Source organism: Achromobacter sp. Root83, assembly GCF_001428845.1.
GTDB lineage: Bacteria > Pseudomonadota > Gammaproteobacteria > Burkholderiales > Burkholderiaceae_B > Achromobacter.
In genome coordinates, this window is sequence record NZ_LMIU01000023.1 from 106235 (window position 1) to 129482 (window position 23248).

Below are 23248 nucleotides of genomic sequence, written 5' to 3' on the forward strand. Positions count from 1 at the left end.
CGTGGGGATTCAGGCGGCGGCGCGGAACTGCTGGCCCAGCACGCTCCAGAGGCTTTGCACGTGGGCGACGAACTGCGGCGTTTCGCGCAGCGTGAAGACGTCGCGCGGATGCGGGATGCGGATGCGCTCGTCCAGCAGCACGCGGCTGGGCGGGCCGGACAGCACCACGACCCGGTCGGACAGCAGGATGGCCTCGTCGAGATCGTGCGTGACCATCACGATGGTCTGGCCCAGCTTGCGCCAGATTTCCATCAGTTCGCGATGCAGGTGGGTCTTGGTATGCGTGTCCAGCGCGCCGAAGGGCTCGTCCAGCAGCAGGATGCGCGGCTCCACCGCCAGGCTCATCAGCAGCGCCACGCGCCGCCGCATGCCGCCGGAAAGCTGGTGCGGAAAGGCGTCGGCGAAGGGACTGAGGTGGCCTAATTCAAGCAGCTCGGCCACGCGGCGTTGGATGCGGTCGGCGGGCACGCCCTGGAACTTCAGGCCCAGCGCCACGTTTTTCCTGACGCTGAACCAAGGCAGCAGGGTGTCCTTCTGGAAGATGTAGCCCAGCGCGGGCGGCACCTGTCCGTCCACCACGCGGCCGTCCACGCGGATCTCGCCCGTGGTGGGGCGCAGGAAGCCGGCGATCATGTTCAGCAGCGTGCTCTTGCCGCAACCCGAAGGCCCGACGATGGAGATGAACTCGCCTTCCTGGATGGCGAGGCTGACCTCGCCCACCGCGTGCGTCGTGCCCTGGCGCGACTGGTACGCCTTGCCCACCTTGTCCAGCGTGATCATTAAAGGCCCCGGGCCTTGCGCACGAAGCTCATGTTCACGCACTTGGCGTACGGGACGGTCTTGATTTCATCGTTGGAGAACTGGCGGCCGTCGCCCATGATGGCCGTCATGCGGTTGTACGCGTCCTCGGTGATGATGTTGTCGTTCAGGAACACCGTTTCCTTGTAGACGCCCAGGGTCTTCTCGATGGCGGCGCGCGGGAACGCGCTGAGGAAGTCGTCGAAGATCACATCGGTGATCGCCGCCGCGCTGTTGGCGCTGATGAAGTCCTGCGCCTTGACCATCGCGCTGACGAAGGCCTGGACCACTTCGGGCCGTTTCTGGATGGTGTCTTCGAGCGTCAGGGCCGCGATGCCCGGCACGTCGCCGCCCATGAATTCAGTCCACGAGCTTTCGGTGGTGGCGTCGAAGATGGGCACGCCCCAGCCTTCCTGGCGGGCCTGCTCCATCATGGACATGGTGGCCATGCTGGCCGACACCGAACCGGTCTTGAGCGCGCCCAGCATGGTTGCCAGGTCGCCCAGGGGGCGGATGTCGACTTTGTCGGCCACGCCGGCCTTCTGCATCAGGTAGAGCGCCATCAGCCAGGTGCTGGACTGCGGCTGCGTGGCGCCCACGCGCTTGCCGGCCAGGTCCTTCAGCGACTTGATCTTGCCGCTGTCGAAGTCTTCGCGGCGCACGATGACATTGGCGTAGGTCAGCTTGCGGTCAAAGCCGAATATCAGCGTGGCGGGCTTGCCGGCGATCGTCAGCGCGGGCGCGGCGGTGGCCGCGGTGGCGCCGAACACGATCTGGCCGGCGGCCAGAAGCTGGTTGGTCCGCGGGCCGCTCTGCGAATTCAGGTACTCGACCTCCAGGCCGTTCGCCCCGAAAAACCCCTTCTTCAAGGCCACGTAACCGGCCGCGAAGAATGGGTCGATGCTGCCCTGGCCGTAGACCACCTTGCCCAGCTTCGGGCTGGCGAAGGCGACGCGTCCGTTGAGCAGGCTGATGCCCGCCAATGCGGAAGCGGCGGCCAGCACGCGGCGGCGGTTGGTGAAATCGGGGCTACGGGTCATGTCGTCCTCGGATCTGATCTGGTTGCGGCTGTTTGGCGTAAACAATACCCCAGCGTTTGCCGTCCAACAATGGAAAACGCCCGGTTGCCCGGGCGTTCCGTACTGCGGCGCGAGTCTACCCTACGCTGCGGTTTTCTTCGGCGCGGCCTTCTTGACCGCCTTCTTGGCGGCGGTTTTGGTTGCCGTCTTGGTTGCGGTCTTGGTGGCGGCCTTCTTGACCGCGGCCTTCTTGGCGGGCGCCTTCTTTGCCGCCGTCTTTGCAGCCGTCTTGGCCGGCGCGCGGGCGCGGCCGGGCTTTTCAGGGCGCGGTTCGAACTCGAAGCCGACCTTGCCATCGGGCTGGCGCACCAGGAACGCCTTGAACTTGCGGTTCGTGCGGCTGGAGACAAAGCCGTCGAGCAGATCGGTGCGGCCGTTGGTCAACAGCTTTTCCATCTGCTCGCGCGAGATCTCCTGCTGAAGGATGACCTTGCCGGAACGGAAATCGCAGCTCTTTTCGGGGCCGACGGATTTTTCGCAGACGTAGCTCATGCCGTGCTCGAACACACGCGACTGGCACTTCGGGCAGGGACCCACCGGCGTGTGGCCGGAGAAGTCCACGGCTTCGTTGTCGTCCTCGTCGTTCTGGCCGAAGTCGAATTCCAGCTTGTATTCGTCGCTGATGCGCAGGATGGCGGCGAAGGGCCGGCCCATCTTGCTGATGAAGCCCTGCATCGGGCCGATCTCGCGCTTGGCCAGCAGTTCTTCCACTTCCGGCAGTTCGAACGTGCGGCCGCCGGGGTGCTTGCCGATCGAAAAATCGCAGGCCGTGCAGGCAAAACGGCGGTAGTTTTCCTTCACGACGGCGCCGCACTTGGGGCATGGCGTCTGCAGCGTGGCGTAGTCGCCCGGCACCGTGTCGCGCTCGTATTCCTTGGCGCGCTTGACGATCACCTGGGTCATCTGCGCGATCTCGCGCATGAAGGCCTCGCGTCCCAGCCCGCCTTGTTCGATCTGCTTGAGCTTGTGTTCCCATTCGCCGGTGAGTTCGGGCGAGGTCAGTTCGGTGACGTCCAGGCCCGACAGCAGGGTCATGAGCTGGCGCGCCTTGGCGGTGGGCACCAGATCGCGGCCTTCGCGGCGCAGGTAGACCTCGTTGAGCAGCCCTTCGATGATGGCGGCGCGCGTGGCCGGGGTGCCCAGGCCGCGCTCGGACATGGCTTCGCGCAGTTCTTCGTCGTCCACCAGCTTGCCGGCGCCTTCCATGGCCGACAGCAGCGTGCCTTCGTTGAAGCGCGCCGGGGGCTTGGTCGACAGGCCCACGGCTTCCACGTCCTCGGTGCGCACGGTCTCGCCGTCCGCCACGGGCACCAGGTTGGCGTCTTCGCCCTGCGCTTCCTTGCCGTACACGGCCAGCCAGCCCGGCGTGACCAGCACCTTGCCGTCCGTGCGGAAGCGATGCCCCTGCACTTCGGTCAGGCGCGTGGTGACGCGGTATTCCGCGGCGGGGAAGAACACCGCCAGGAAGCGCTTGAGCACCAGGTCGTACAGCTTGGCCTCGGCTTCGCTCAGGTCATGCGGGATCTGCAGCGTGGGGATGATGGCAAAGTGATCCGACACCTTCTTGTTGTCGAAGATGCGGCGGTTCGGCTTGACCCATTGCTGGCTGACGACGGTGTCCGCATGGCGCGACAGGCCGCCGACGGCGTTGGAGCCGCCCTTGGCCAGTGCGCGCATGGTTTCCTGCACCGTGGCGATGTAGTCCTCGGGCAGGTAGCGTGAATCGGTACGCGGGTAGGTCAGCGCCTTGTGGCGTTCGTACAGCGTCTGGGCCAGCGAAAGCGTGGTCTTGGCGGAAAAGCCGAAGCGGCCGTTGGCCTCGCGCTGCAGGGACGTCAGGTCGTACAGCGCCGGCGACATCTGGGTCGAGGGCTTGGATTCCTCGGTGACGTTGCCCGGCTGGTCGCGGCAGGCGGCCACCACGCTTTGCGCGGCGGCTGCCGACCACAGGCGGGATTCCCGCTTTTCGGGGTCGCGGTCGTCTTTCTTGAACTGCGGGTCGATCCAGCGGCCTTCGTACAGGCCGGCGGCCGCGATGAAGGTGGCGCGCACTTCCCAGTAGTCGCGCGGCACGAAGCGGCGGATGCGTTCTTCGCGCTCGGCCACGATGGCCAGGGTGGGAGTCTGCACGCGGCCGACCGGGGTCTTGAAGAAACCGCCGTCCTTGCTGTTGAAGGCGGTCATGGCGCGGGTGCCGTTGATGCCGACCAGCCAGTCGGCCTCGGCGCGCGAACGGGCGGCGGCTTCCAGCGGCTTCAACTGGACGTCGTCGCGCAGGTTGGCGAAGGCTTCGCGGATGGCGGCCTGCGTCATGGATTGGAGCCACAGGCGCTGGATCGGCTTCTTCACGCCAGCGTACTGGATGATGTAGCGGAAGATCAGTTCGCCTTCCCGTCCCGCGTCACAGGCATTGATGATGGCGTCCACGTCCTTGCGCTTGGCAAGGCGGACCAGCAGCTTCAGGCGTTCGGCGGATTTCTTGTCGGTGGGGCCCAGCTCGAATTCAGGCGGAATCACGGGCAGGTGCGCGAAGCTCCACTTTCCCTTGACCGGATCGTTGGGCGCGACCAAGCTCAGCAAGTGGCCAATGCTCGATGCGAGGACGTAACGTTCGCTTTCAAAATAGTCGCCCTCGCGCGCGAAGCCTCCCAAGGCGCGTGATATATCAAGGGCCACCGAGGGCTTCTCGGCAATAATCAGCGTTTTATTCATGTGTATCCAGTGGCGGTAGTCCCGCCTTAGTAGCGCGGATAATAAGATCGGAGATTCGCCAGATGCAAGTCGGCACTGAAAGACAAGCGGGATCCGAACTGCACGCTTGGCGTCAATTCCTGGCGCGAAGCACCCTTTGGCTAGGCGTTTTGCTGCTGGGCAGCGCTGCGGTTTGCTGGGTCGCCGCCAACTGGCAGGACATGACAAAAGTGCAGCGTTTCGCCGGAGCGCAGGGGCTTCTGGCCGTTTGCGCGCTGGCCGCCGCCTGGGCTGGCTTGCGCCTGCGGGACCGGCCCGGCGTGCGGCGCAGCATTCCCGGCGCGCTGCTTGCACTTGCCGGCATTCTGCTGGGCGCCCTGCTCGCGCTATTAGGCCAAACTTACCAGACTGGCGCCGATACCTGGGAATTGTTCGCGTGGTGGGCGCTGTTGCTCCTGCCCTGGGCGCTGGCCGCGGGCAGCCAGGCCGTCTGGCTGCTGTGGGCGCTGGTCCTGAATCTGGCGGCGGCGCTGTGGCTGGGCGAACGGGTTTTTACCTGGCTGATGATCTTCGGCGGCCCGGGCGTCCCCAGCCTGTTCATGGCCGCCCTGAACCTGCTCCTGCTGCTGGGCTGGGAACTGGCGGCTAGCCGCTGGCGCGCCAGCACGGTATTCGGCCCCCGCATCCTGGCCGCCATCGCCATCAGCGTGCTGGTGCTGGCCTTGATGTTCGGCGACTTCATCCTGCGCGGGCTGGGCACCTACAACGGCATCGCCTGGGTGGCCGCCACCTTGGGCCTGGGTCTTTACTATCAGCGGGGCCGGCGCGACCTGGTCATCCTGGCCATGCTGGCCGCGGGCGTCATCTGCGTATCGCTGCGCGTGGTGGGCGAGTGGCTGTGGCGCCTGGAGCCCGGCGTCTGGGCCGCCCTGCCGCTGGCCGCGCTGCTCATGGCCGAGGCGGTCCTGGCGGCCCGCTGGCTGCGCCGGCTGGGCGCGGATTCCTCGCCCGCCCTGCCCGCCGCGGATGCCGAACCGGCCAGCGCGTCGGCCGGCAACGCGGTCGACCCCGCCGATTCGGGCGCGCCGGTGGCGCAGCTTGCGCCGGCCGCGGTGCCGCGCGCCGAGCCGCCCTGGTACGTGCAATGCCTGCTGGGCCTGAGCGCCTGGCTGGCGACCTTGCTGCTGCTGGTGTTCGTCGCGTTCTCGGGTTTCATCACTTCCGAGGGCGGCGCGCTGGTGGCCGGCCTGGTGCTGTGCGCCGCCGGCGTGGCGGTGCTGCGCAGCGATGCCGGCCCCTTCTGGCGGCAGTGCGGCACGGCCATGGCGTTCGCGGGGCAGATCCTCATCATCTTCGGCCTGTCCAGTTCCACGTCGTTTGCCAGTGCGAGCTTCTTCGTGCTGCTGATGGCGGCCGTCGTGTACGCGCTGGGTCCCGACGTGATCCTGCGATTCCTGAGCGGCCTCTTGATCGCCATGGCGGGCGCGGCCCTGATCTGGCGGGGCCTGTCGCCCGACCTCATGCAGGACGACCTGCTGGACGCCTGGATGCGTTTCGACGCGACGCGCGCCACGTTCCTGTGGCTGCCCATCGGCGTGATCGGCGCCTGGGCCACCGCCGTCATCATCACCGTCAGCCACCGCGTGGGCGCCAGGCGCGGCCACGCGCTGCAGCCGCTGGCCTGGGCCTTCCTGCTGTCCGTCCAGGGCATGGTGTGGCTGGCCAGCGGAATTTCGGCCAGGCAGTTGCCCGCCATCTGGCAGTTGACGCCGCATACCGCCATCCTGATCGTGGCGGGCGCGCTGCTCCCGGTTGCCGCTGCCCTGGCGGTGTTGTGGCCGCGCCGCCGGCTGCTGACGAAAGGCGTGACCTGGGGCGTGCCGATCGGCCTCTTGCTGCTGTCCCTGTTCTGGCTGCCCAGCCCGGGCGTGGGATTTGCCCTGGCATGGCTGCTGCTGGGCTTCGGCCTGAACCAGTCGCGCGTCATGGTCTTTGGCGTGGCCAGCCTGCTGGCCTACCTGGGCGTCTATTACTACCAACTGGAACTCCCGCTGCTGCAAAAGGCGCTTTGGCTGGGCGGCGCCGCGCTGCTGCTCTTCCTGTTGCGGGCGGCGGTGTGGCTGGTGCCGCGCCTGATGCGCACCCAGGCGCCGGCCAAGCCTCGTTCGCTGCCGCCGGTGTCCGGCCCCCTGCGCTGGCGCACGCTGGCCATCCTGGGCGGCCTGGCGCTGGTGCTGGTGGTGGCCAACGGCGGCATCTGGCAGCGCGAAAAGCTGCTGGCCTCGGGCAAGGTCGTCATTCTGGAACTGGCGCCGGTGGACCCGCGTTCGCTCATGCAGGGCGACTACATGGCCTTGAACTTCGCGGCGGGCCGTGAAGTGACGCGCCTGCGCCTGGGGGGCGGTGGCCAACAGGATGAAGATGAGTCCGTCATGGGCTATGAGCCCGACGGCTACGTGCTGCTGGCGCCGGATGCGCGCGGCGTGGCGCAGCCCGTGCGCATCCAGCCAGAGATCCATCCGCATGCCGAAGGCGAGGTGCCGCTGCGCTACCGCGTTCGAGACAACGGCGTGCGTATCGTCACCAATGCGTATTTCTTCCCCGAAGGGCAGGCGGCGCGCTACGAGGTCGCCAAGTACGGCGAGCTGCGCGTGGCGGAAAACGGAGAAGCCCTGCTCGTCAGGATGCTGGGCGAAGACCTGCAGCCTTTGTAGCCGCGCCGGCCGGTCCGGGCCTCAGCCCGGAAACCGCCCGGCCCAGCGCGCCGTGGCCTCGCGCAGGAACGGCGCGATGCCCGCGGCGGCGAAGGGCGGGAATCCCAATGCCTCCCAGGCGGCCTTCAGGGCCGTCAGGGGCGCGCCGGTGTCAATGGGCGGGGCGCCGTTCTGTTTGGACAGTTTGAGGCCGCTGGAGGCGTCCAGGATCAGCGGCACGTGCATATAGCGCAGCGGGGGCAGGCCCAGCAACCGGCCCAGCACCCGTTGGCGCGCCGTGGAACTCAGCAGGTCGGCGCCGCGCACCACGTCCGTCACGCCCTGCGCGGCGTCGTCCACCACCACGGCCAACTGATACGCCCACAGCCCATCCGCGCGCCGCAGCGCAAAATCGCCCACCGCTTGCGCCACGTCCTGTTCCTGGGGGCCCAGCCAGCGGTCTTCGAAGTGTTCCAGGCCATCCGGCACGCGCAGGCGCCAGGCGCGCGCCTGGCGGCCTTCCGGCAAGCCGTGGCGGCAGGTGCCGGGGTAAGGCCTTTCGCCGTCGGCGCCCGGCATCGTCTGGCCGCGCAGCGCCGAATCGGCGATTTCCCGGCGGGTGCAGCCGCAGCCATAGATCAGGCCGCGCGCGGCCAGCGTGTCGAATGCGGTCTGGTAGGCGTCGCCGCGACGGGATTGCCAGATGATCTCGCCGTCCCAGGCCAGGCCCAGCGCATGCAGCTGCGCCATGATGACCTCCGCCGCGCCGGGGACCGTGCGCGGCGTGTCCACGTCTTCGATCCGCAGCAGCCAGCGTCCGTCATGCGCGCGCGCGTCCAGCCAGCTTGCCAGCGCGGTCGCCAGCGAGCCCGCATGCAGCGGGCCGCTGGGACTGGGGGCGAAGCGGCCAACGTAGGTCACGGCGAAACGCCCGCGCGGCCAGGCGCGCGGGGATAGGAGAGGAGATTCAAGGCGCGGGGCGCCGCGGCGCGCTCAATGCAGCAGGCGCACGCCTTCTTCGTCCAGCAGCTCTTCCAGCACCAGATTGTCGATCTCGGCTTCCTGGCTCCAGAGAACCATGAGGGCGATGATCTTGATCTTGGCGAGCGGCACGGGCGTTTCCGGCGAAGCCAGGCCGCGGTCGATGACGATTTCACGCAGGGGCGCGGGCAGCACGCCGGCCGATTCCAGGAAGGCGATGAAGCCGATGGATTCGGTGCCGAGCTGTTGGTATTCGTTGTCGGTGTAGATCCGGGTTCCGGACGTGGGAGCCTGAGCGAGGTCGACGCATCGTTCGGTGGTCTCGGCCAGGCCGTACAGCCAACCGAGCGCGTCGTCGATGTCTTCGTGCTCGAATCCGGCGGCGGCGAGCCGCTTGGCGAGCACATCGGCCGCAGGACAGGCTTGCGGCGTGTAGTAATTCTCGAACAGATAAACCAGGATATCGAACATATGGCGCAGTTTTGAGCCTGTTTGCACAGTCGGCCCGCAGATCGGCAGACCAGCAAACATGAATTTTACTTTACGCTGATTTATTTTGCCGGGCAACCAAAGGAAAGCCGGAATGTTGTTTGCCGTCACCCACCGGCAATCGAGGCCCTTTTTTACGTTAAATGCTGTCAAAATCCACGATTCAGGGCAAAAAGGGGCGGACCGATCAGTCCGCCCCTTTTTTTTGAATCCGCTATTGTGCTGCGTGTCGCGTCAGGCGGATCGGGCCGAGTTCTCGAGCTTGAGTTCCGCCAGTTGCCGGATGAAAACCGGGATGCAGATGGCCAGCCCGATCAGCCCGCTGGCCAGGCCAGGAAGGATCGTCAGCAAGGCGCCGATGGTGCACAGCCACCGCTCCCAGCTCTTCATGCCGACCAGCATGTAGCGCGAGAACGCGGCCGACAGCAGCACCAGCCCGACCATGCAGCCGAACAGGGTCACGAAGAAGTCATACCAGGTGAAGCCCTGCACCGAGATCAGCAGCGACGGCGAGAACACGAACACGAATGGCACGATGAGCTTGGTGATGCCCAGCCTGAACGCCGTGTTGCCGGTCTTGAAGGGATCGCTGCCCGCCATGCCCGCCGCCGCGTACGCCGCCAGCGCCACCGGCGGCGTGATGTCCGCCAGGATGCCGAAATAGAACACGAAGAAGTGCGCGGCGATGGGCTGCACCCCAAGCTGCACCAGCGTGGGCGCGGCAACCGCCACCATGATCAGGTAGTTCGCCGTGGTGGGGATGCCGCAACCCATCAGGATGCAGACCAGACCCGTCATGATGAGCGCCGCGACCAGGGTCAGCGACTGCACGTTGGCGATGGCGTCGGGAATCACCATCGCCGCGCCGCCGGCGATGGCCTGCGCCGCGGAGATCACGATATAAGAGATCTTGAAGCCCACGCCCGTGAGTGTCACCACGCCGATCACGATGCCGACCGTACCGGCCGCGGCGCCCACGGCCAGTGCATACTTCGCGCCCGTTTCAAAGGCCTCGTACAGATCGCGCCAGCGCAGCCGCTGGAATGGGTTCAGCAGGCCGACGATGATGCAACCCGTGATGCCGGCGAAGGCGGCCAGATACGGCGTGCGGCCGCTGGCCAGCACGCTGATCAGCAGCACCAGCGGGATCAGCGTGGGCCAGCGCATCTTGAAGGATTGCTTCAGCTTGGGCATTTCCTCGGGGGTCAGGCCGCGCAGGCCCTCGCGCTTGGCCTCGAAGTGCACCTGCATGAACATGCCGAAGAAATACAGGAAGGCCGGGAAGATGCCCGCGATCGCGATCTGCTGGTACGGGATCCCCAGGAACTCGATCATCAGGAACGCGGCGGCGCCCATGATGGGCGGCGTGATCTGCCCGCCGGTGCTGCTGGCGGCTTCGACGCCCGCCGCAAAATGCCGCGGATAGCCGACGCGGATCATGGCGGGGATGGTCAACGACCCCACCGTTACCGCGTTGGCTACGGACGAGCCCGACAGCATGCCGAACATGGCCGATCCAAACACCGACACCTTGGCGGGGCCGCCCGCGTAGCGGCCGGCGATGGTCGAAGCGACGTCCAGGAAGAGCTGGCCCAGGCCGATGCGGGTGGCCAGCACCCCAAACAGCACGAAGTGGAAGACGTAGGTCGCCACCACGCCCACGGCCACGCCGTACACGCCCTGACTGGTCAGGTACATGTGGTTGACGATCTGGGACCAGTTGTTGCCGGCATGCTGCAGCAGGCCGGGGAAGTACTGGCCGAACATGGCGTAGGCCATGAACACCAGCGCAATGATGGGCAGCGGCCACCCCATGGCGCGGCGGGTGGCTTCCAGCAGGCCGACCAGCAGGATCGAGCCCATGAAGACATCCATCGGCAGCGGATTGCCCACCCGGTACGCCAGATCATCGAAGATGTAGGGGATATACAGCACCGACAGGGTCAGCGCGATGGCGATGATCCAGTCATACAGCGGGATGCCGCCGGGCGCGTACCACGTCGACCTGGGCTCGCGGCGGTAGTGGGATTTGGAAAATCCGAATACCAGGAATATCAGGCTGAGCACAAAAGCCAGGTGTACGCCACGGTGCGTGGCCTCGCGCAGCAGGCCGAAACCGGCCGTGTAGTAGTGAAAAAGCGAAAGCGTGACCAGCAGGCCTGAAACGATCCAGGTGGCGGTCTTGTCCAGCGGCCGGAAGCGGATCTCCGAATCGTACTTTTCCGCCAGTTGCTGGGTTTTCTCGTGGTCAATTTCCATCGCGGTGATTCTCAAGATGACTCAAGAAGCAGGGCCGCGCATCGGCGGCCCTGCTCACACACGGCGCAACCAGCAAACGCCGCGGACATAACGAACTATGACGATCCAGCTGTCCCGTCAAGGACAGGCAATACAAGTAAGGACCAGGCTTCCCCAAGCGGGGCCGCGCGCAGCCGGCTTTGCCGGTCCGCTGCGGCGCCCCCGGGGGGGAAGCGCCGCAGGCGCTACGGGGGGCTTTACTTCAGCAGGCCGATTTCCTTGTAGAACTTTTCGGCGCCCGGATGGAACGGGATGCCCGCGCCCTTGATGGCGTTGTCACGCGTGATCAGCTTGCCCTTGGCATGGCCGTTGTCCAGCGTTTTGCGCGTGGCGTCGCTGTACAGCGCCTTGGTGACGTCATATACGACCTGCTCGGGCAGCTTGGCCGACGTGACCATCTGCGCATTGACCGAGATGGTCTTTACTTCGCCGACGTTCTGATAGGTGTTGGCGGCGATGGTGTCGGGCGTGAAGAACTCCTGCTTGGCGCGCAGGGCGTCGATCTCGGGGCCGACCAGCGGCACGATTTCAATGCCGGCGCCGCTGGAAGCGAGTTCGGCAATGGCGCCGGCAGGGGCGCCGCCCACGAAGAAGAACGCGTCCAGGCCGCCATCCTTGAGCTTGTCGCCCGCCTGGTTGGGCTTGAGGTATTCGGCCTTGATGTCCTTATCGGTCATGCCGTAGGCGCCCAGGATCAGGCGCACGTCGACCAGCGTGCCGGAGCCCGGCTCGTCCATGGACACGCGCTTGCCCTTCAGGTCCGCCACGCTCTTGATGCCGGCGCCTTTGCGCGTCACCAGGTGGATGCTTTCGGGGTACAGCGTGGAGATCAGGCGCAGGTCCTGTGCCTTGGGCTTGCCTTCGAAGGTGCCCGTGCCGCTGTAGGCCCAGAACGCCACGTCCGACTGCGTGAAGCCCGCTTCGAACGAACCGCCCACGATGCCGTTGATGTTGGCCACCGAGCCATTGGAGGCGACCGCCGTCGCAACGAGCTTGCCGGGCTGCGACACGGCGTTGGCGATGATGCCGCCGATGGGGTAGTACGTGCCCGCAGTGCCACCCGTTCCGATGCGGAAAAATTGTTGGGCCTGCGCGGAACCTACGGTGCCGACGGCGGCGACCGCCACGGTGAGGGCGGTGATCCAGTGCTTGAGTTTCATGCGAGCTTCTCCGGTATTCGTGGACGGGATGTATCAGTGACGAGGGTTCGTCTTGTCATTCCTGCCGCGGCATTGGGGCCAGGGCAAAAATGGGCCTCCCCTTGGGGGCCGTTTTCATGATGAAATTCTGTCATGTCGACCTCTCGTAGCCAATGGTTACGGGGCTATCGTTTACCTGGGGGTGATCGGCCCCTTTGGTTATGGTTGGTCCTGCTTTGGTTATGCGTGCGTTACATCCCATGTGGTGCAGACAACGGAGTCACCAAGATGTCCCAGGAAGTCATACGCGGCATTGCGCTGCCCCCGCCCGCGCAGCCGGGCGATCCCTTGGCCCGCGTCGATACGCCCAGCCTGGTGCTGGACCTGGAGCCGTTCGAGGCCAACCTGCGTGCGATGCAGGCCTGGGCCGACCGCCACGAGGTGGCCTTGCGCCCGCATGCCAAGGCGCACAAATGCCCGGAAATCGCGCTGCGCCAGCTCGCTCTGGGCGCGCGCGGCATCTGCTGCCAGAAAGTCAGCGAAGCCCTGCCCTTCGTGGCGGCGGGCATCCGCGACATCCACATCAGCAATGAAGTCGTCGGACCGGCCAAGCTGGCGTTGTTGGGCCAGTTGGCGCGCATCGCCAAGATGAGCGTGTGCGTGGACAACGCGCAGAACCTGGCGCAGGTCTCGCAGGCCATGGCGCAGGCCGGCGCCCAGATCGACGTGCTGGTCGAAGTCGACGTGGGCCAGGGCCGCTGCGGAGTGTCGGACGATGCCCTGGTGCTGGCGCTGGCGCAGCAGGCGCGCAGCCTGCCGGGCGTGAATTTCGCGGGGCTGCAGGCGTATCACGGATCGGTGCAGCACTTTCGCACGCGCGAAGAGCGCGCCCAGGTCAGCCGGCAGGCCGCGCGCATCGCGGCGTCGTACGCGCAACTGCTGCGCGAAAGCGGCATCGCCTGCGACACGATCACGGGCGGCGGCACGGGCAGCGCCGAGTTCGACGCCGCCAGCGGTGTCTATACCGAATTGCAGGCGGGCTCTTACGCATTCATGGACGGCGACTATGGCGCGAATGAATGGGATGGTCCGCTGACGTTCCAGAACAGCCTGTTCGTGCTTGCCACGGTGATGAGCACGCCCGCGCCCGACCGCGTGATCCTGGACGCGGGCCTGAAGTCCACCACGGCGGAATGCGGTCCCCCCGCCATCTTCGGCGCGCCTGGGCTGACCTACGCGGCCATCAACGACGAGCACGGGGTCGTGCGCGTGGCGTCCGGAGCGGACGCGCCCGCGCTGGGCTCGGTGTTGCGCCTGGTGCCCTCGCACGTGGATCCCACTTTCAACCTGCATGACGGGCTGGTGATCGTGCGCGATGGCGTCGTCCAGGACATATGGGAGATCGCGGCGCGCGGTTTTTCGCGCTGATCCGCGCGGGCGGCCTGCTGGCCGCCCTGTTGACCGCCTTTCCTGCCGGTCCGGACAAAAAAGGCCGGCGCGTCACTGCCGCGCCGGCCCTCGATGCAGATTCCCAACGCCTACTTGGCCTGGTTCTGGATCTTCTCCCCGCCACGTTCGATGTCTTTGCCGGCACCTTCCATCGTGTTGCAACCGGCAGTCATGGCGGTGACCGCCAGCATCAGCGCAAGCCAAATTCGATGGGTCATTTTTTTCTCCTTCGGGGGATTCGTTGGACATAGCGGGTCATGCCGGGCGGCAGCCGCGCGCTTATCGCTCAGCAAGCCGCGTGCCTGACCCCTGTCCATGTCCACGTGTCCGGCGCCTCGGCGGCGGATATCCCCCTATATCCCCAGGAACTGCCGTAATTCCGGCGTGGCGGGCGCCGTGAAAAGTTGTTCCGGCGGCCCGATCTCATGCACCCGGCCCTGGTGCATGAATACCACGCGGTCGCAGACTTCACGCGCGAAGCGCATCTCGTGCGTGACCATCAGCAGCGTCATGCCGTCCGCTGCCAGCTCGCGCACCACCGCCAGCACTTCGTTGACCAGTTCCGGATCCAGCGCGGACGTGATTTCGTCGCACAGCAGCGCCAGCGGCTGCATCGCCAGCGCGCGCGCGATGGCCACCCGCTGCTGCTGGCCCCCGGAAAGTTCTTCCGGCCAGGCGTCGAATTTATGGGACAGCCCCACCCGGGTCAGCATGGCGCGCGCCAGGTCGGCGGCCTCGCGCTCGGGCATGCGCTTGGCCACCATCGGCGACAGCATGACATTGCGTCCCACGGTCAGGTGCGGAAACAGATTGAACTGCTGAAAGATCATCCCCACCTTCAGCCGCAGCGCCCGCAGCCGCAGTTCGTCGTCGCCCAGTTGCGCGTCGGCCACCATGATCGCGCCGCCATCGATCTGCTCCAGTCCGTTGATGCAGCGCAGCAGCGTGCTCTTGCCCGAACCGCTCTTGCCGATGATGGCGATCACTTCCCCGGGATCGACTCGCAGGGTCACCCCCTTCAGGACTTCGTTGTCGCCGAACCGCTTGCGTACGTCTTCAAGGGCGATGAGGGGCATGCAACTTCCTTTCCAGCCGGAGGCTGAGGCGCGACAGGGGCCAGCACAGCGCGAAATAGATGACGGCCGCGCAGGCATAGACGGTGAAGGGACTGAAGGTGGCGTTGGTGATCACGGTGGCCGCCTTCGACAGTTCGGTGAAGCCGATGATCGAGGTCAGCGCGGTGCTTTTGACGATCTGGACGGCGAAGCCCACGGTGGGTGCGACCGCGATGCGCAGCGCCTGCGGCAGCACCACATGGCGCATCTGCTGCACATACCCCAACGCCAGGCTGGCCGACGCTTCCCATTGCCCTTTCGGCACGGCCTCCACGCAGCCGCGCCAGATTTCGGCCAGGAAGGCGCCCGACCACAGCGTCAGGGCCGCCCCGGCCGCCAGCCACGGCGGCACTTCCACGCCGATCAGCGACAGGCCGAAGAACGCCAGGAAGAGCTGCATCAACAGCGGCGTGCCCTGGAACAGTTCGATATACGCCCAGCTCGCGCGGCGCATCAGCGCCACGCGCGATGTCCGCATCATGAGCGCCAGCATGCCCATCACCGCCCCGCCCGCGAAGGCCGCGAGCGACAGCACGACGGTCCAGCGCGCCGCCAGCAGCAGGTTGCGCACGATGTCCCAGCTTGAGAATTCGATCATCCTGCCGCCTTGCGGAACAAGCGCCTGCCGGCCAGGCGCAGCAACTGGCGCAGCAGCACGGCCAACGCCAGATAGATGCCAGTGGTCACGAAATAGACCTCAAAGGCGCGGAAGTTGCGCGACTGGATGAAGTTGGCGGCAAAGGTCAGGTCTTCGGCCGCGATCTGCGAGCACACCGCCGACCCCAGCATCACGATCACGATCTGCGACGACAGCGCCGGCCAGATGCGCATGAGCGCCGGCTTCAGCACCACGTGCCGGAACACCTGCACACGCGTCATCGCCAGGCTGGCCCCCGCCTCGTATTGACCCTTGGGCGTGGCGTCGATGCCCGCGCGGATGATCTCGGTGCTGTAGGCGCCCAGGTTGAGCGCCATCGCCAGGCAGGCGGCCTGCATTTCGCCCAGTTGCACGCCCAGCGACGGCAGGCCGAAAAACACGAAGAAGAGCTGGATCAGGAAAGGCGTGTTCCGGATCAGCTCCACATAGGCCGTGACCGGCGCGCGCAGCCAGCCCGGCCCTTGCGTGCGCACCCAGGCGCAGGCGATGCCCAGCGCCACGCCCGCCACGGCGCCGAACGCGATCAGTTCGACCGTAACGCCTATGCCCTTGAGCAGCACCGGCGTGTACTCCAGCACCGAGGCGAAGTCATACTGGTAAGCCATGATGGCCGCCCGGACTTACAGGTCCTTGGGCAGTGCGGCGCCCAGCCACTTCTGCGAAATCGCCGACAGCGACCCGTCGCCCTTGGCGGCGGCCAGGATGCCGTTGACGCGGGCGCGCAGCTTGGGCTCGTCCTTGTTCATGCCGATATAGCAGGGCGAATCCTTGATCAGGAATTTCGTCTCGGGCTTCTTGGGCGGATTGCGCGCCAGGATGGCGGCGGCGACCACGTTGCCGGTGGCGATCAGCGGCACCTGGCCCGACAGGAAGGCGGTGATGGTGCCGTTGTTGTCTTCATAGCGCTTGAGCGTGGCCGATTCGGGCGCGATCTTGGACAGCTCGATGTCTTCCACCGCGCCGCGCGTCACGCCGATGGTCTTGCCGGCCAGGTCGGCGGCCGAAGTCACCTTCAGGTCGGCCGGGCCGAACACGCCATTGAAGAACGGGGCGTACGCGTCCGAAAAGTCGATGGCCTTCTCGCGCTCGGCGTTCTTGCCCAGGCTGGAGATCACCAGGTCCACCTTCCTGGTCTGCAGATAGGGCACGCGGTTGGCGCTGGTGACGGGCACCAGCTCCAGCTTCACGCCCAACTGCTTGGCGATGAGTTGAGCGGTGTCGATGTCGTAGCCCAGGGGTTTCATGTCGGCGCCCACCGATCCGAACGGTGGGAAGTCCTGCGGCACGGCGATCTTGATGGTGCCGCTCTTGACGATGTCGTCCAGCGCGTCGGCATGCGAGGCGGGCGCCGCCAGGAGGCTGGCGGCGGCGCAAAGGGACAGCAACAGGGTTCTGCGTTTCATAGGGAACTCTCCAGGGCCCGCACTGCCCGGGCGGGTCAATGCGCTGCACACCATATCGGTATACAAAGTAGCCAAAGCAAGTTCCATGCCATTCGCGGGCCCCTGTGCGGCCCGAAGCCCGGCCCGCGCCATGCCCGACCGTGGTGCGGGCCATGCGCCGAAAGCGGGCATTCCGCGCACCGGAATGGGTGCGCGGAAGCAGAATTCAGTCCACCTGCGCGCCGGACTGCTTGACGGCCTTGCCCCACTTGTCGACCTCGGCGGCGACAAAGGCGCCGGTGGCCTCGGGCGTCAGCGGCATGGGTTCAGCGCCGCGATCGCGGAAGAACTTCTGCATCTCGGGCGTGTTCAGCACCTGCGCGATCTGCTTGCTGAGCGCGCCCGTCACGTCCGCCGGCGTGTCGCGCGGCGCCAGCACCGCCGCCCAGCCGATGGCCTCGAAGCCCGGGTAACCCGATTCGGCCACGGTGGGCACGTCCGGCAACTGCGGCAACCGCTTGGCGGTCGTCACCGCCAGCGCCACCGCTTTCTTGCTCTGCACGTGCGGCAAGCCCGCGGTCACCGAATCCACCATCAGCGGAACCTGGTGCCCCAGGAAATCCGCCTGGGCGGGGCCGCTGCCCTTATACGGAATGTGGCGGATGTCGATATCGGCGGCCGCCTTGAACATCTCGGCCGACAAATGCTGCGTGCCGCCGATGCCGGCGCTGGCGTACGCCAGTTCGCCCGGATTGGCGCGGGCCTGGGTCACGAGCTGCTTGAGCGACGTGATGCCCGAGGCGGGCGTGGCCAGGAACATCAGCGGCACCGAGAACACGCCCGACACCGGCGCGAAATCCTTGGTCAGGCTGTAGTTGATGTTCTTGTACAGCGTCTGGTTGACCGCCGCGGCGCTGCCGGCGATCACCAGTGTGTACCCGTCCGGCGCGGCGCGCGACGCCTGCTCCATGCCGATATTGCTGCCGGCGCCAGCGCGGTTCTCCACCACGATCGGCTGCTTCACGGCGGCGCCCAGCTTTTCGGCCAGGGCGCGGGCGAAGATATCGGTGGCCTGCCCGGGCGGGAACGGCACGATCAGACGGATGGGGCGGTCGGGATACTCGGCATGCGCGGGGGCGCCGGCCGCCGCCAGCGCCAGGCCGGCTGCGAGACTGGAAAGAATACGTTTCATGATTGGTCAGTAAAAAGTGACAGCGGGACGCGCGCGGACGGCTGACCCGTTGCATAAAATAGAGCGCCAGCGCTGGCGGCCCTTTTGGGGCCGCCCGGTGGCAAATCGGCGGGGGTGCGTCACGATAGCATTCCCCCGTCGGTGCTACATTTGCCTTTTCGCGTTCCCACCCCGAAGTTACCTTCATCCCCTGTCCTTTCACCCCGCAGGAACCGCCATGGAATTCAGCCAGTTCAACGTCAACACCCTCATGGAGATCACCTCCCGCCCGGACCTCGTGTTCGTGAGCGGCAAGGGATCCTGGCTGGAGGATCACGCGGGCAAGCGATACCTGGACTTCGTGCAGGGCTGGGCGGTGAACACGCTGGGCCACTCCGCGCCCGAAATGCAGCGCGCGCTGGTGGAACAGTCGCAGAAACTGATGAACCCGTCACCGGCGTTCTACAACATCCCCTCGATCGAGCTGGCGCAGCGCCTGACCGGCGCGTCCGACTTTGACCGCGTCTTCTTCGCCAACAGCGGCGGCGAAGCCAACGAAGGCGCCATCAAGCTCGCGCGCAAGTGGGGCCAGGTCAAGAAGAATGGCGCCTACAAGATCATCACGATGAACCACGGCTTCCACGGCCGCACCCTGGCCACGATGTCCGCATCGGGCAAGCCGGGCTGGGACAAGATGTTCGCGCCCCAGGTCGAAGGCTTCCCCAAGGCCGAACTGAACGACCTGGAATCCGTGCGCAAGCTGATCGACGACAAGACCGTCGCCATCATGCTGGAACCCGTGCAAGGCGAAGGCGGCGTGCTGCCCGCCACCAAGGAATTCATGCAGGGCCTGCGCAAGCTGGCTGACGAAAACCAGCTCCTGCTGATCGTCGACGAAGTGCAGACCGGCATGGGCCGCACCGGCAAGATGTTCGCCTACCAGCATTCCGACGTCATCCCCGACATCATGACCCTGGCCAAGGGCATCGGCGGCGGCGTGCCGCTGGCCGCGATGCTGGCGCGCCAGGACGTGTGCGTGTTCCAGCACGGCGACCAGGGTGGTACTTACAACGGCAACCCGCTGACCACGGCGGTTGGCGTCGCGGTGTTCGACGCGCTGGTTGCGCCGGGCTTCATGGACGCGGTCAATGCGCGTGCCAAGCAATTGTCCGAAGGGCTGCTGACCTTGTCGGCGAAGTACGGCATGAAGGGTGAGCGCGGCATGGGTCTGCTGCGCGCGCTGATCATGGATCGCGATGATGGCCCCGCGATTGTCGAGGCCGCGCGCAACCTGAACCCGCAAGGTCTGCTGCTGAACGCGCCGCGCCCGAATCTGCTGCGCTTCATGCCGGCGCTGAATGTGACGGCTGAGGAAGTGGATTCGATGCTGAAGCAACTGGATGCGCTGATTGCGCAGGTGCGCAAGGCTTGATGGGGTTTAGAACTTAGTGAATGCAGGGGCCGCGATTTGCGGCCCCTGTTTTTTGGCCGGGCGGTTCGCGGTTGGGATCGTTACTGTGGGTTGCGACACGTTAAGGGATACGAATGGACGCGAAGGAATTTGTCGGCAACTGGAATGCGCTGCGGGGTGAGCTGTTGGAGACGTTCATGGCGGCGGATGGCGGGAGTGCGGTCGCGGCCAAGGTGCGGGCGTTGGGGTTGCCGGCGGAGCAGCTTGCGGGTGTGCGTGGCGTTTTGGATGTGGCGCTGCGGGACACGATGTATGCGTTGCTGCTGGGGTTGGATGGGGCGGCGAGTATTGGGGATAGCCAGGAGCAGTTCACCATCGCGGGTGAGGATGGGGTGGTGATCGAGGATATTGAAGCGGAGGCTTGGGAGTGCTTCCATGGCGATTCGGGCGTCTGCGGTTGATTCGCTCGCCAAGGGTCTGGGTTTTTCGGTCGCCGTTACTGGAGTTGGAAGATGTCCAAGTCGCCTGCTGATGATGTGGTGTCGATCTATCGGGCGCATGCCGACGCGTTTGTGCGGCTGCGTGGGACTGGGCTGATCGGAGAGTTCCGGCGATTGGCTGCGCCGGGGGCGGTGTTGATGTTTACCAGCGGGCCGGCGTTGGGCGAAGCGATTGGGGAGTTTGAGGGGAAGCCGCTGTATCACGGGAGCTTGGATGGCGGCGAGTATCGCGGGTTGCTGGCTGCAAATGGGTTTGAGGTCGTGCGGCTTCCACCATACCGTTGAGGGTTGGCGAAGGACTGGTGTGCTGGACGCTATCGGGATTATGGCTGTTTTTTGTGGGTAGCTCTCTGAATGTCGAAAGCGGAGATTGGCTAAAGTCAGCTCACGGACAAAACGGTCATCGTAGTTTCCAACATGATCACATCAATATGAGGAGGGGTTTTCATGGTCGCTAACTTTAGAGTGAGCGCGGGTTGGTTATCTTCGACCGTGTTCTTGTTCTACGCGGCCCATGTAGCCCCTCCTGCCCATGCGCAGTTGGTCTCCGGCACCGGCGAAGTGGTCCCCGGGGCGGTCCAGTCGCCGAATTGGAACATCGGCGGCGACCTGACCGTCGGGGATTCCCTGAACGGGACGTTAACCATCGACGCAGGCGGTTCTGTCGACAATATCGGGGCATACATTGGAAACAGCAACGGCGGCGTGGGCACCCTGACAGTGTCGGGCCATGACGGCAGTGGCACGGCGTCGACTTGGACTAGCGCCGGTCCTGTGTATATCGGGGTTCAGGCTGGCAGCAACGGCATGCTGAGGATCCTGGGCGGAGGCGTCGCGCAAAGCGACTTGGCCTTAATCGGCGGGGACAACGGCAGTATCGGCGACGTGCTTGTGTCGGGCTTGGGGTCGACCTGGAATCTTTCCACGCCGAATTCCTTTCAGATCGGCGCGTTTGGAAGGGGCACGCTGCGTATCGACGATGGCGGCGCCATGCGTAGCGGCCAGGCACTGATCGGCAGCGGCCTCGGCGGCGAGGGCAGCGTCACGGTGTCGGGACCCACATCCCTCTGGGACCCGTTCAACAATATCTACGTAGGTTTCGAGGGTCTTGGCGACCTGCGCGTCCTGGAAGGCGCCACAGTGCGCACCGTCGGATCGTCTGCACCAGGCGCCGCCGCAACGGTCTACATTGGCCATCAGGCGGGCGGTGTTGGCACGGTGACCGTATCGAGCACGACGGCCGATATCTCGACACTTACCGCCAGCGACCGTATCGAGATAGGCTCGGCGGGCACGGGAACATTGAACATCGCGAAGGGCGGGCTGGCGATTGCCAGCAGCGATACCTGGCTGGGCGTCGACAACACCGCCACCGGTACGCTGAATCTCATCGGCGATGCCAGCGGCCGCGGCGTGCTGGAGACCGGCTCGGTTATCAAGGGCGCTGGCAACGCCACCTTCAACCTGGATGGCGGCGTCCTGCGGGCTCGGCGTAACCAGGCCAATTTCCTGAATGGCTTCCTGACGCAGGCGATCGGAAGCGAGGGTGCCTCGTTCGATAGCAACGGCTACGAGGTGGGCGTGATGACCGCATTCTCGGGAACCTCCAGCCTCGACAAGCTGGGCGCCGGCACGCTGACCTTGTCGGGCAACAGCGCCGCCTTCACGGGCACCACCGATATCCAGACCGGCACATTGCAGGTCGATGGCGTCCTCGGCGGGCCGGTGAACGTCCTGGCGGGAGCATGGCTGACCGGCACGGGACGCGTCGGCGCGACCGTCAACCAGGGCACGATCGCACCGGGGCCTCGCAGCGGGTTTGGCATCCTGACCGTCGCCGGTGACTATACGGCACAGGGCGGGAACCTGGAGATCCGCACCCAGCTTGGCGGCGACAACTCGCCAACCGATAAGTTGGTAGTCACGGGCGACACCGCGGGTGCGACACCGGTCAAGGTGAAGAACATGGGAGGCGCTGGCGGGTTGACCCAACGAGGCATACAGATCGTGCAGGTCAACGGAGTCTCGGCGGGGCAGTTCAATTTGGCTAATGGCGACTATGTCATCGAGGGGCGTCCGGCCCTGGTGGCCGGCGCCTACGGCTATGTCCTGCAACAGGACTCGGCCGACGGCGGCTGGTATCTGCGATCATCCCTAACCGATCCCGGCACACCGCCGATCGGTGGCGTTTCGCCGGGCGCTGAACCGCCCTTGCTGTATCAGCCCGGTGTGCCGGTCTATGAAGCCTATGCCAATACACTCCTTAACCTGAGCAGGCTGCCCACCCTGCGCCAGCGGGTCGGCAATCGCCTCTATGATTCAGCGGATGCCGGCCGCAACGGCGTATGGAGCCGCATGGAGGGCACGACGAGCCGCCTCGAACCGTCCACGTCCACCACGGGCGCACGCCAGGACATCGACAGCTGGAAGGCACAATTTGGTGTCGACCGTATCCTGGCCGGTCGAGAAGAAGGCTCCCGTCTGGTAGGCGGCATAGCCTTTCACTACGGCAAGGCCGACACACGCGTGTTTTCGGCATATGGCAACGGCACGATCGACACCACGGCCTATGGCCTGACACCGACGCTGACCTGGTATGGCAAGAATGGCCTCTATATCGACACCCAGGCCCAAGCAACTTGGTTCGACAGCGACCTGAATTCCCGGCTGGCCGGCAAGTTGAAGGGCGGTAGCCAAGCCAACAGTTACGGGCTGGGTCTCGAAGCGGGCAAGGCGTTCGGGTTGAGCGAGCGATTGGCCCTGATCCCACAGGCGCAGCTGACCTACGTATCGACCCGCTTCGACAGCTTCAACGACAAATTCGGCGCGCGCGTTGAAAGCGACAAAGGCGAGAGCCTGCTGGCCCGCATCGGTATCGCGCTGGACTACAAAAGCAATTGGCAAACGGGAGGCGTGAATCGTGAATCAAGCGTCTATGGCGTCGTCAACGTGAAACATGACTTTCTGGACGGAACCCGTGTGCGTGTGGCCGACGTGCCCGCGGCCAGCCGTATGGCGCGAACCTGGGGCAGCGTGGGAGCGGGAGCAAATTATGGTTGGGGCGATCGCTATGCAATCTACGGCCAGGTCGACGCCGACGCGGATCTCTCCGGCAGCTACATCGTCACCGCCACCGCAGGTTTCAGGATGACGTTTTAGCACCGGTTGTGCATAACACCCGAACAGCTGCAGTGGGTCGTGTGCTGCCAGTCGTGAGCGCCGCTACGCAGAACAGGCAAATATCGTTCGCCCTGCACGATTCAGGTCCACGACTCCCTTCTCGCTTTCCCCGATCACGGCCCTAACCGTCCAACTCCCGGGCGCTCTCGTAGGCCCGAGGTCGCGGTGTTGCTGCGGTCCTGCGGCTCTCTTCGGCCGCATCTTCTGCGAAGGC

The 23248-nt window shown here is 65.7% G+C and carries 19 protein-coding genes; 6 read left to right on the forward strand and 13 right to left on the reverse strand.

The features are described 5' to 3' along the window. Window positions 1–9: 9 nt before the first annotated feature. The 3 genes from ASE30_RS20105 to ASE30_RS20115 form a co-directional block, all read right to left on the reverse strand. Complete coding sequence (locus tag ASE30_RS20105; protein ID WP_057286047.1) at window positions 10–780, reverse strand: ABC transporter ATP-binding protein; 771 nt, start codon at window positions 778–780, stop codon at window positions 10–12. Further along, window positions 780–1838: an ABC transporter substrate-binding protein gene (locus ASE30_RS20110; protein ID WP_057286312.1), complete on the reverse strand. Its 1059-nt coding sequence runs from the start codon at window positions 1836–1838 to the stop codon at window positions 780–782. Before ASE30_RS20110 ends, ASE30_RS20105 begins: the two co-directional genes overlap by 1 nt. Window positions 1839–1958: 120 nt before the next feature. After that, window positions 1959–4589, reverse strand: a complete 2631-nt coding sequence (locus ASE30_RS20115) for a DNA topoisomerase III (protein ID WP_057286048.1) — start codon at window positions 4587–4589, stop codon at window positions 1959–1961. A 62-nt stretch (window positions 4590–4651) separates the two neighbouring features. On the opposite strand from ASE30_RS20115, the gene ASE30_RS20120 reads away from it, so the two are divergent. Continuing rightward, window positions 4652–7282, forward strand: coding sequence for a GDYXXLXY domain-containing protein (locus ASE30_RS20120; RefSeq protein WP_057286049.1), 2631 nt, complete (start codon window positions 4652–4654; stop codon window positions 7280–7282). 21 nt (window positions 7283–7303) lie between these two features. On the opposite strand, the gene gluQRS is transcribed toward ASE30_RS20120, so the two are convergent. From gluQRS to ASE30_RS20140, 4 genes are all read right to left on the reverse strand, one after another. Next, window positions 7304–8182, reverse strand: coding sequence for a tRNA glutamyl-Q(34) synthetase GluQRS (gluQRS, locus tag ASE30_RS20125; protein ID WP_156407720.1), 879 nt, complete (start codon window positions 8180–8182; stop codon window positions 7304–7306). A 72-nt stretch (window positions 8183–8254) separates the two neighbouring features. Then, entirely contained in the window at window positions 8255–8713 is a 459-nt protein-coding gene (locus ASE30_RS20130) for a DUF494 family protein (protein ID WP_057286050.1), read from the reverse strand. A gap of 252 nt (window positions 8714–8965) precedes the next feature. Next, on the reverse strand, window positions 8966–10990 hold the full coding sequence (locus ASE30_RS20135) for a TRAP transporter permease (RefSeq protein ID WP_057286051.1): 2025 nt from the start codon (window positions 10988–10990) through the stop codon (window positions 8966–8968). Between the two features lie 236 nt (window positions 10991–11226). Beyond that, the gene (locus ASE30_RS20140; RefSeq protein WP_057286052.1) at window positions 11227–12189 is read right to left on the reverse strand and encodes a TAXI family TRAP transporter solute-binding subunit; all 963 of its coding nucleotides are present in this window, start codon (window positions 12187–12189) and stop codon (window positions 11227–11229) included. A gap of 267 nt (window positions 12190–12456) precedes the next feature. Between ASE30_RS20140 and ASE30_RS20145 the strand changes: the two genes are divergently transcribed. Then, on the forward strand, window positions 12457–13596 hold the full coding sequence (locus ASE30_RS20145; protein WP_057286053.1) for a DSD1 family PLP-dependent enzyme: 1140 nt from the start codon (window positions 12457–12459) through the stop codon (window positions 13594–13596). Window positions 13597–13706: 110 nt separating this feature from the next. On the opposite strand, the gene ASE30_RS20150 is transcribed toward ASE30_RS20145, so the two are convergent. From ASE30_RS20150 to ASE30_RS20175, 6 genes are all read right to left on the reverse strand, one after another. Further along, a complete protein-coding gene (locus ASE30_RS20150; protein WP_057286054.1) occupies window positions 13707–13835 on the reverse strand; it encodes an entericidin A/B family lipoprotein in 129 nt (42 codons plus the stop codon). A 135-nt stretch (window positions 13836–13970) separates the two neighbouring features. Further along, entirely contained in the window at window positions 13971–14693 is a 723-nt protein-coding gene (locus tag ASE30_RS20155) for an amino acid ABC transporter ATP-binding protein (RefSeq protein WP_057286055.1), read from the reverse strand. Continuing rightward, complete coding sequence (locus ASE30_RS20160) at window positions 14674–15330, reverse strand: amino acid ABC transporter permease (protein WP_057286056.1); 657 nt, start codon at window positions 15328–15330, stop codon at window positions 14674–14676. Before ASE30_RS20160 ends, ASE30_RS20155 begins: the two co-directional genes overlap by 20 nt. Next, a complete protein-coding gene (locus tag ASE30_RS20165) occupies window positions 15327–15995 on the reverse strand; it encodes an amino acid ABC transporter permease (protein ID WP_057286057.1) in 669 nt (222 codons plus the stop codon). Before ASE30_RS20165 ends, ASE30_RS20160 begins: the two co-directional genes overlap by 4 nt. Before the next feature lie 15 nt (window positions 15996–16010). Further along, complete coding sequence (locus ASE30_RS20170) at window positions 16011–16793, reverse strand: transporter substrate-binding domain-containing protein (protein ID WP_057286058.1); 783 nt, start codon at window positions 16791–16793, stop codon at window positions 16011–16013. A gap of 205 nt (window positions 16794–16998) precedes the next feature. After that, entirely contained in the window at window positions 16999–17964 is a 966-nt protein-coding gene (locus ASE30_RS20175) for a tripartite tricarboxylate transporter substrate binding protein (protein ID WP_057286059.1), read from the reverse strand. Window positions 17965–18181: 217 nt separating this feature from the next. On the opposite strand from ASE30_RS20175, the gene ASE30_RS20180 reads away from it, so the two are divergent. The 4 genes from ASE30_RS20180 (at window position 18182) to ASE30_RS20195 (ending at window position 23013) form a co-directional block, all read left to right on the forward strand. Beyond that, complete coding sequence (locus ASE30_RS20180; protein WP_057286060.1) at window positions 18182–19375, forward strand: acetylornithine transaminase; 1194 nt, start codon at window positions 18182–18184, stop codon at window positions 19373–19375. A gap of 113 nt (window positions 19376–19488) precedes the next feature. After that, window positions 19489–19815, forward strand: a complete 327-nt coding sequence (locus ASE30_RS20185) for a hypothetical protein (protein WP_057286061.1) — start codon at window positions 19489–19491, stop codon at window positions 19813–19815. A 51-nt stretch (window positions 19816–19866) separates the two neighbouring features. Beyond that, on the forward strand, window positions 19867–20139 hold the full coding sequence (locus tag ASE30_RS20190) for a hypothetical protein (RefSeq protein WP_057286062.1): 273 nt from the start codon (window positions 19867–19869) through the stop codon (window positions 20137–20139). 162 nt (window positions 20140–20301) lie between these two features. Further along, the gene (locus ASE30_RS20195; protein ID WP_057286063.1) at window positions 20302–23013 is read left to right on the forward strand and encodes an autotransporter outer membrane beta-barrel domain-containing protein; all 2712 of its coding nucleotides are present in this window, start codon (window positions 20302–20304) and stop codon (window positions 23011–23013) included. Window positions 23014–23248 lie beyond the last annotated feature (235 nt).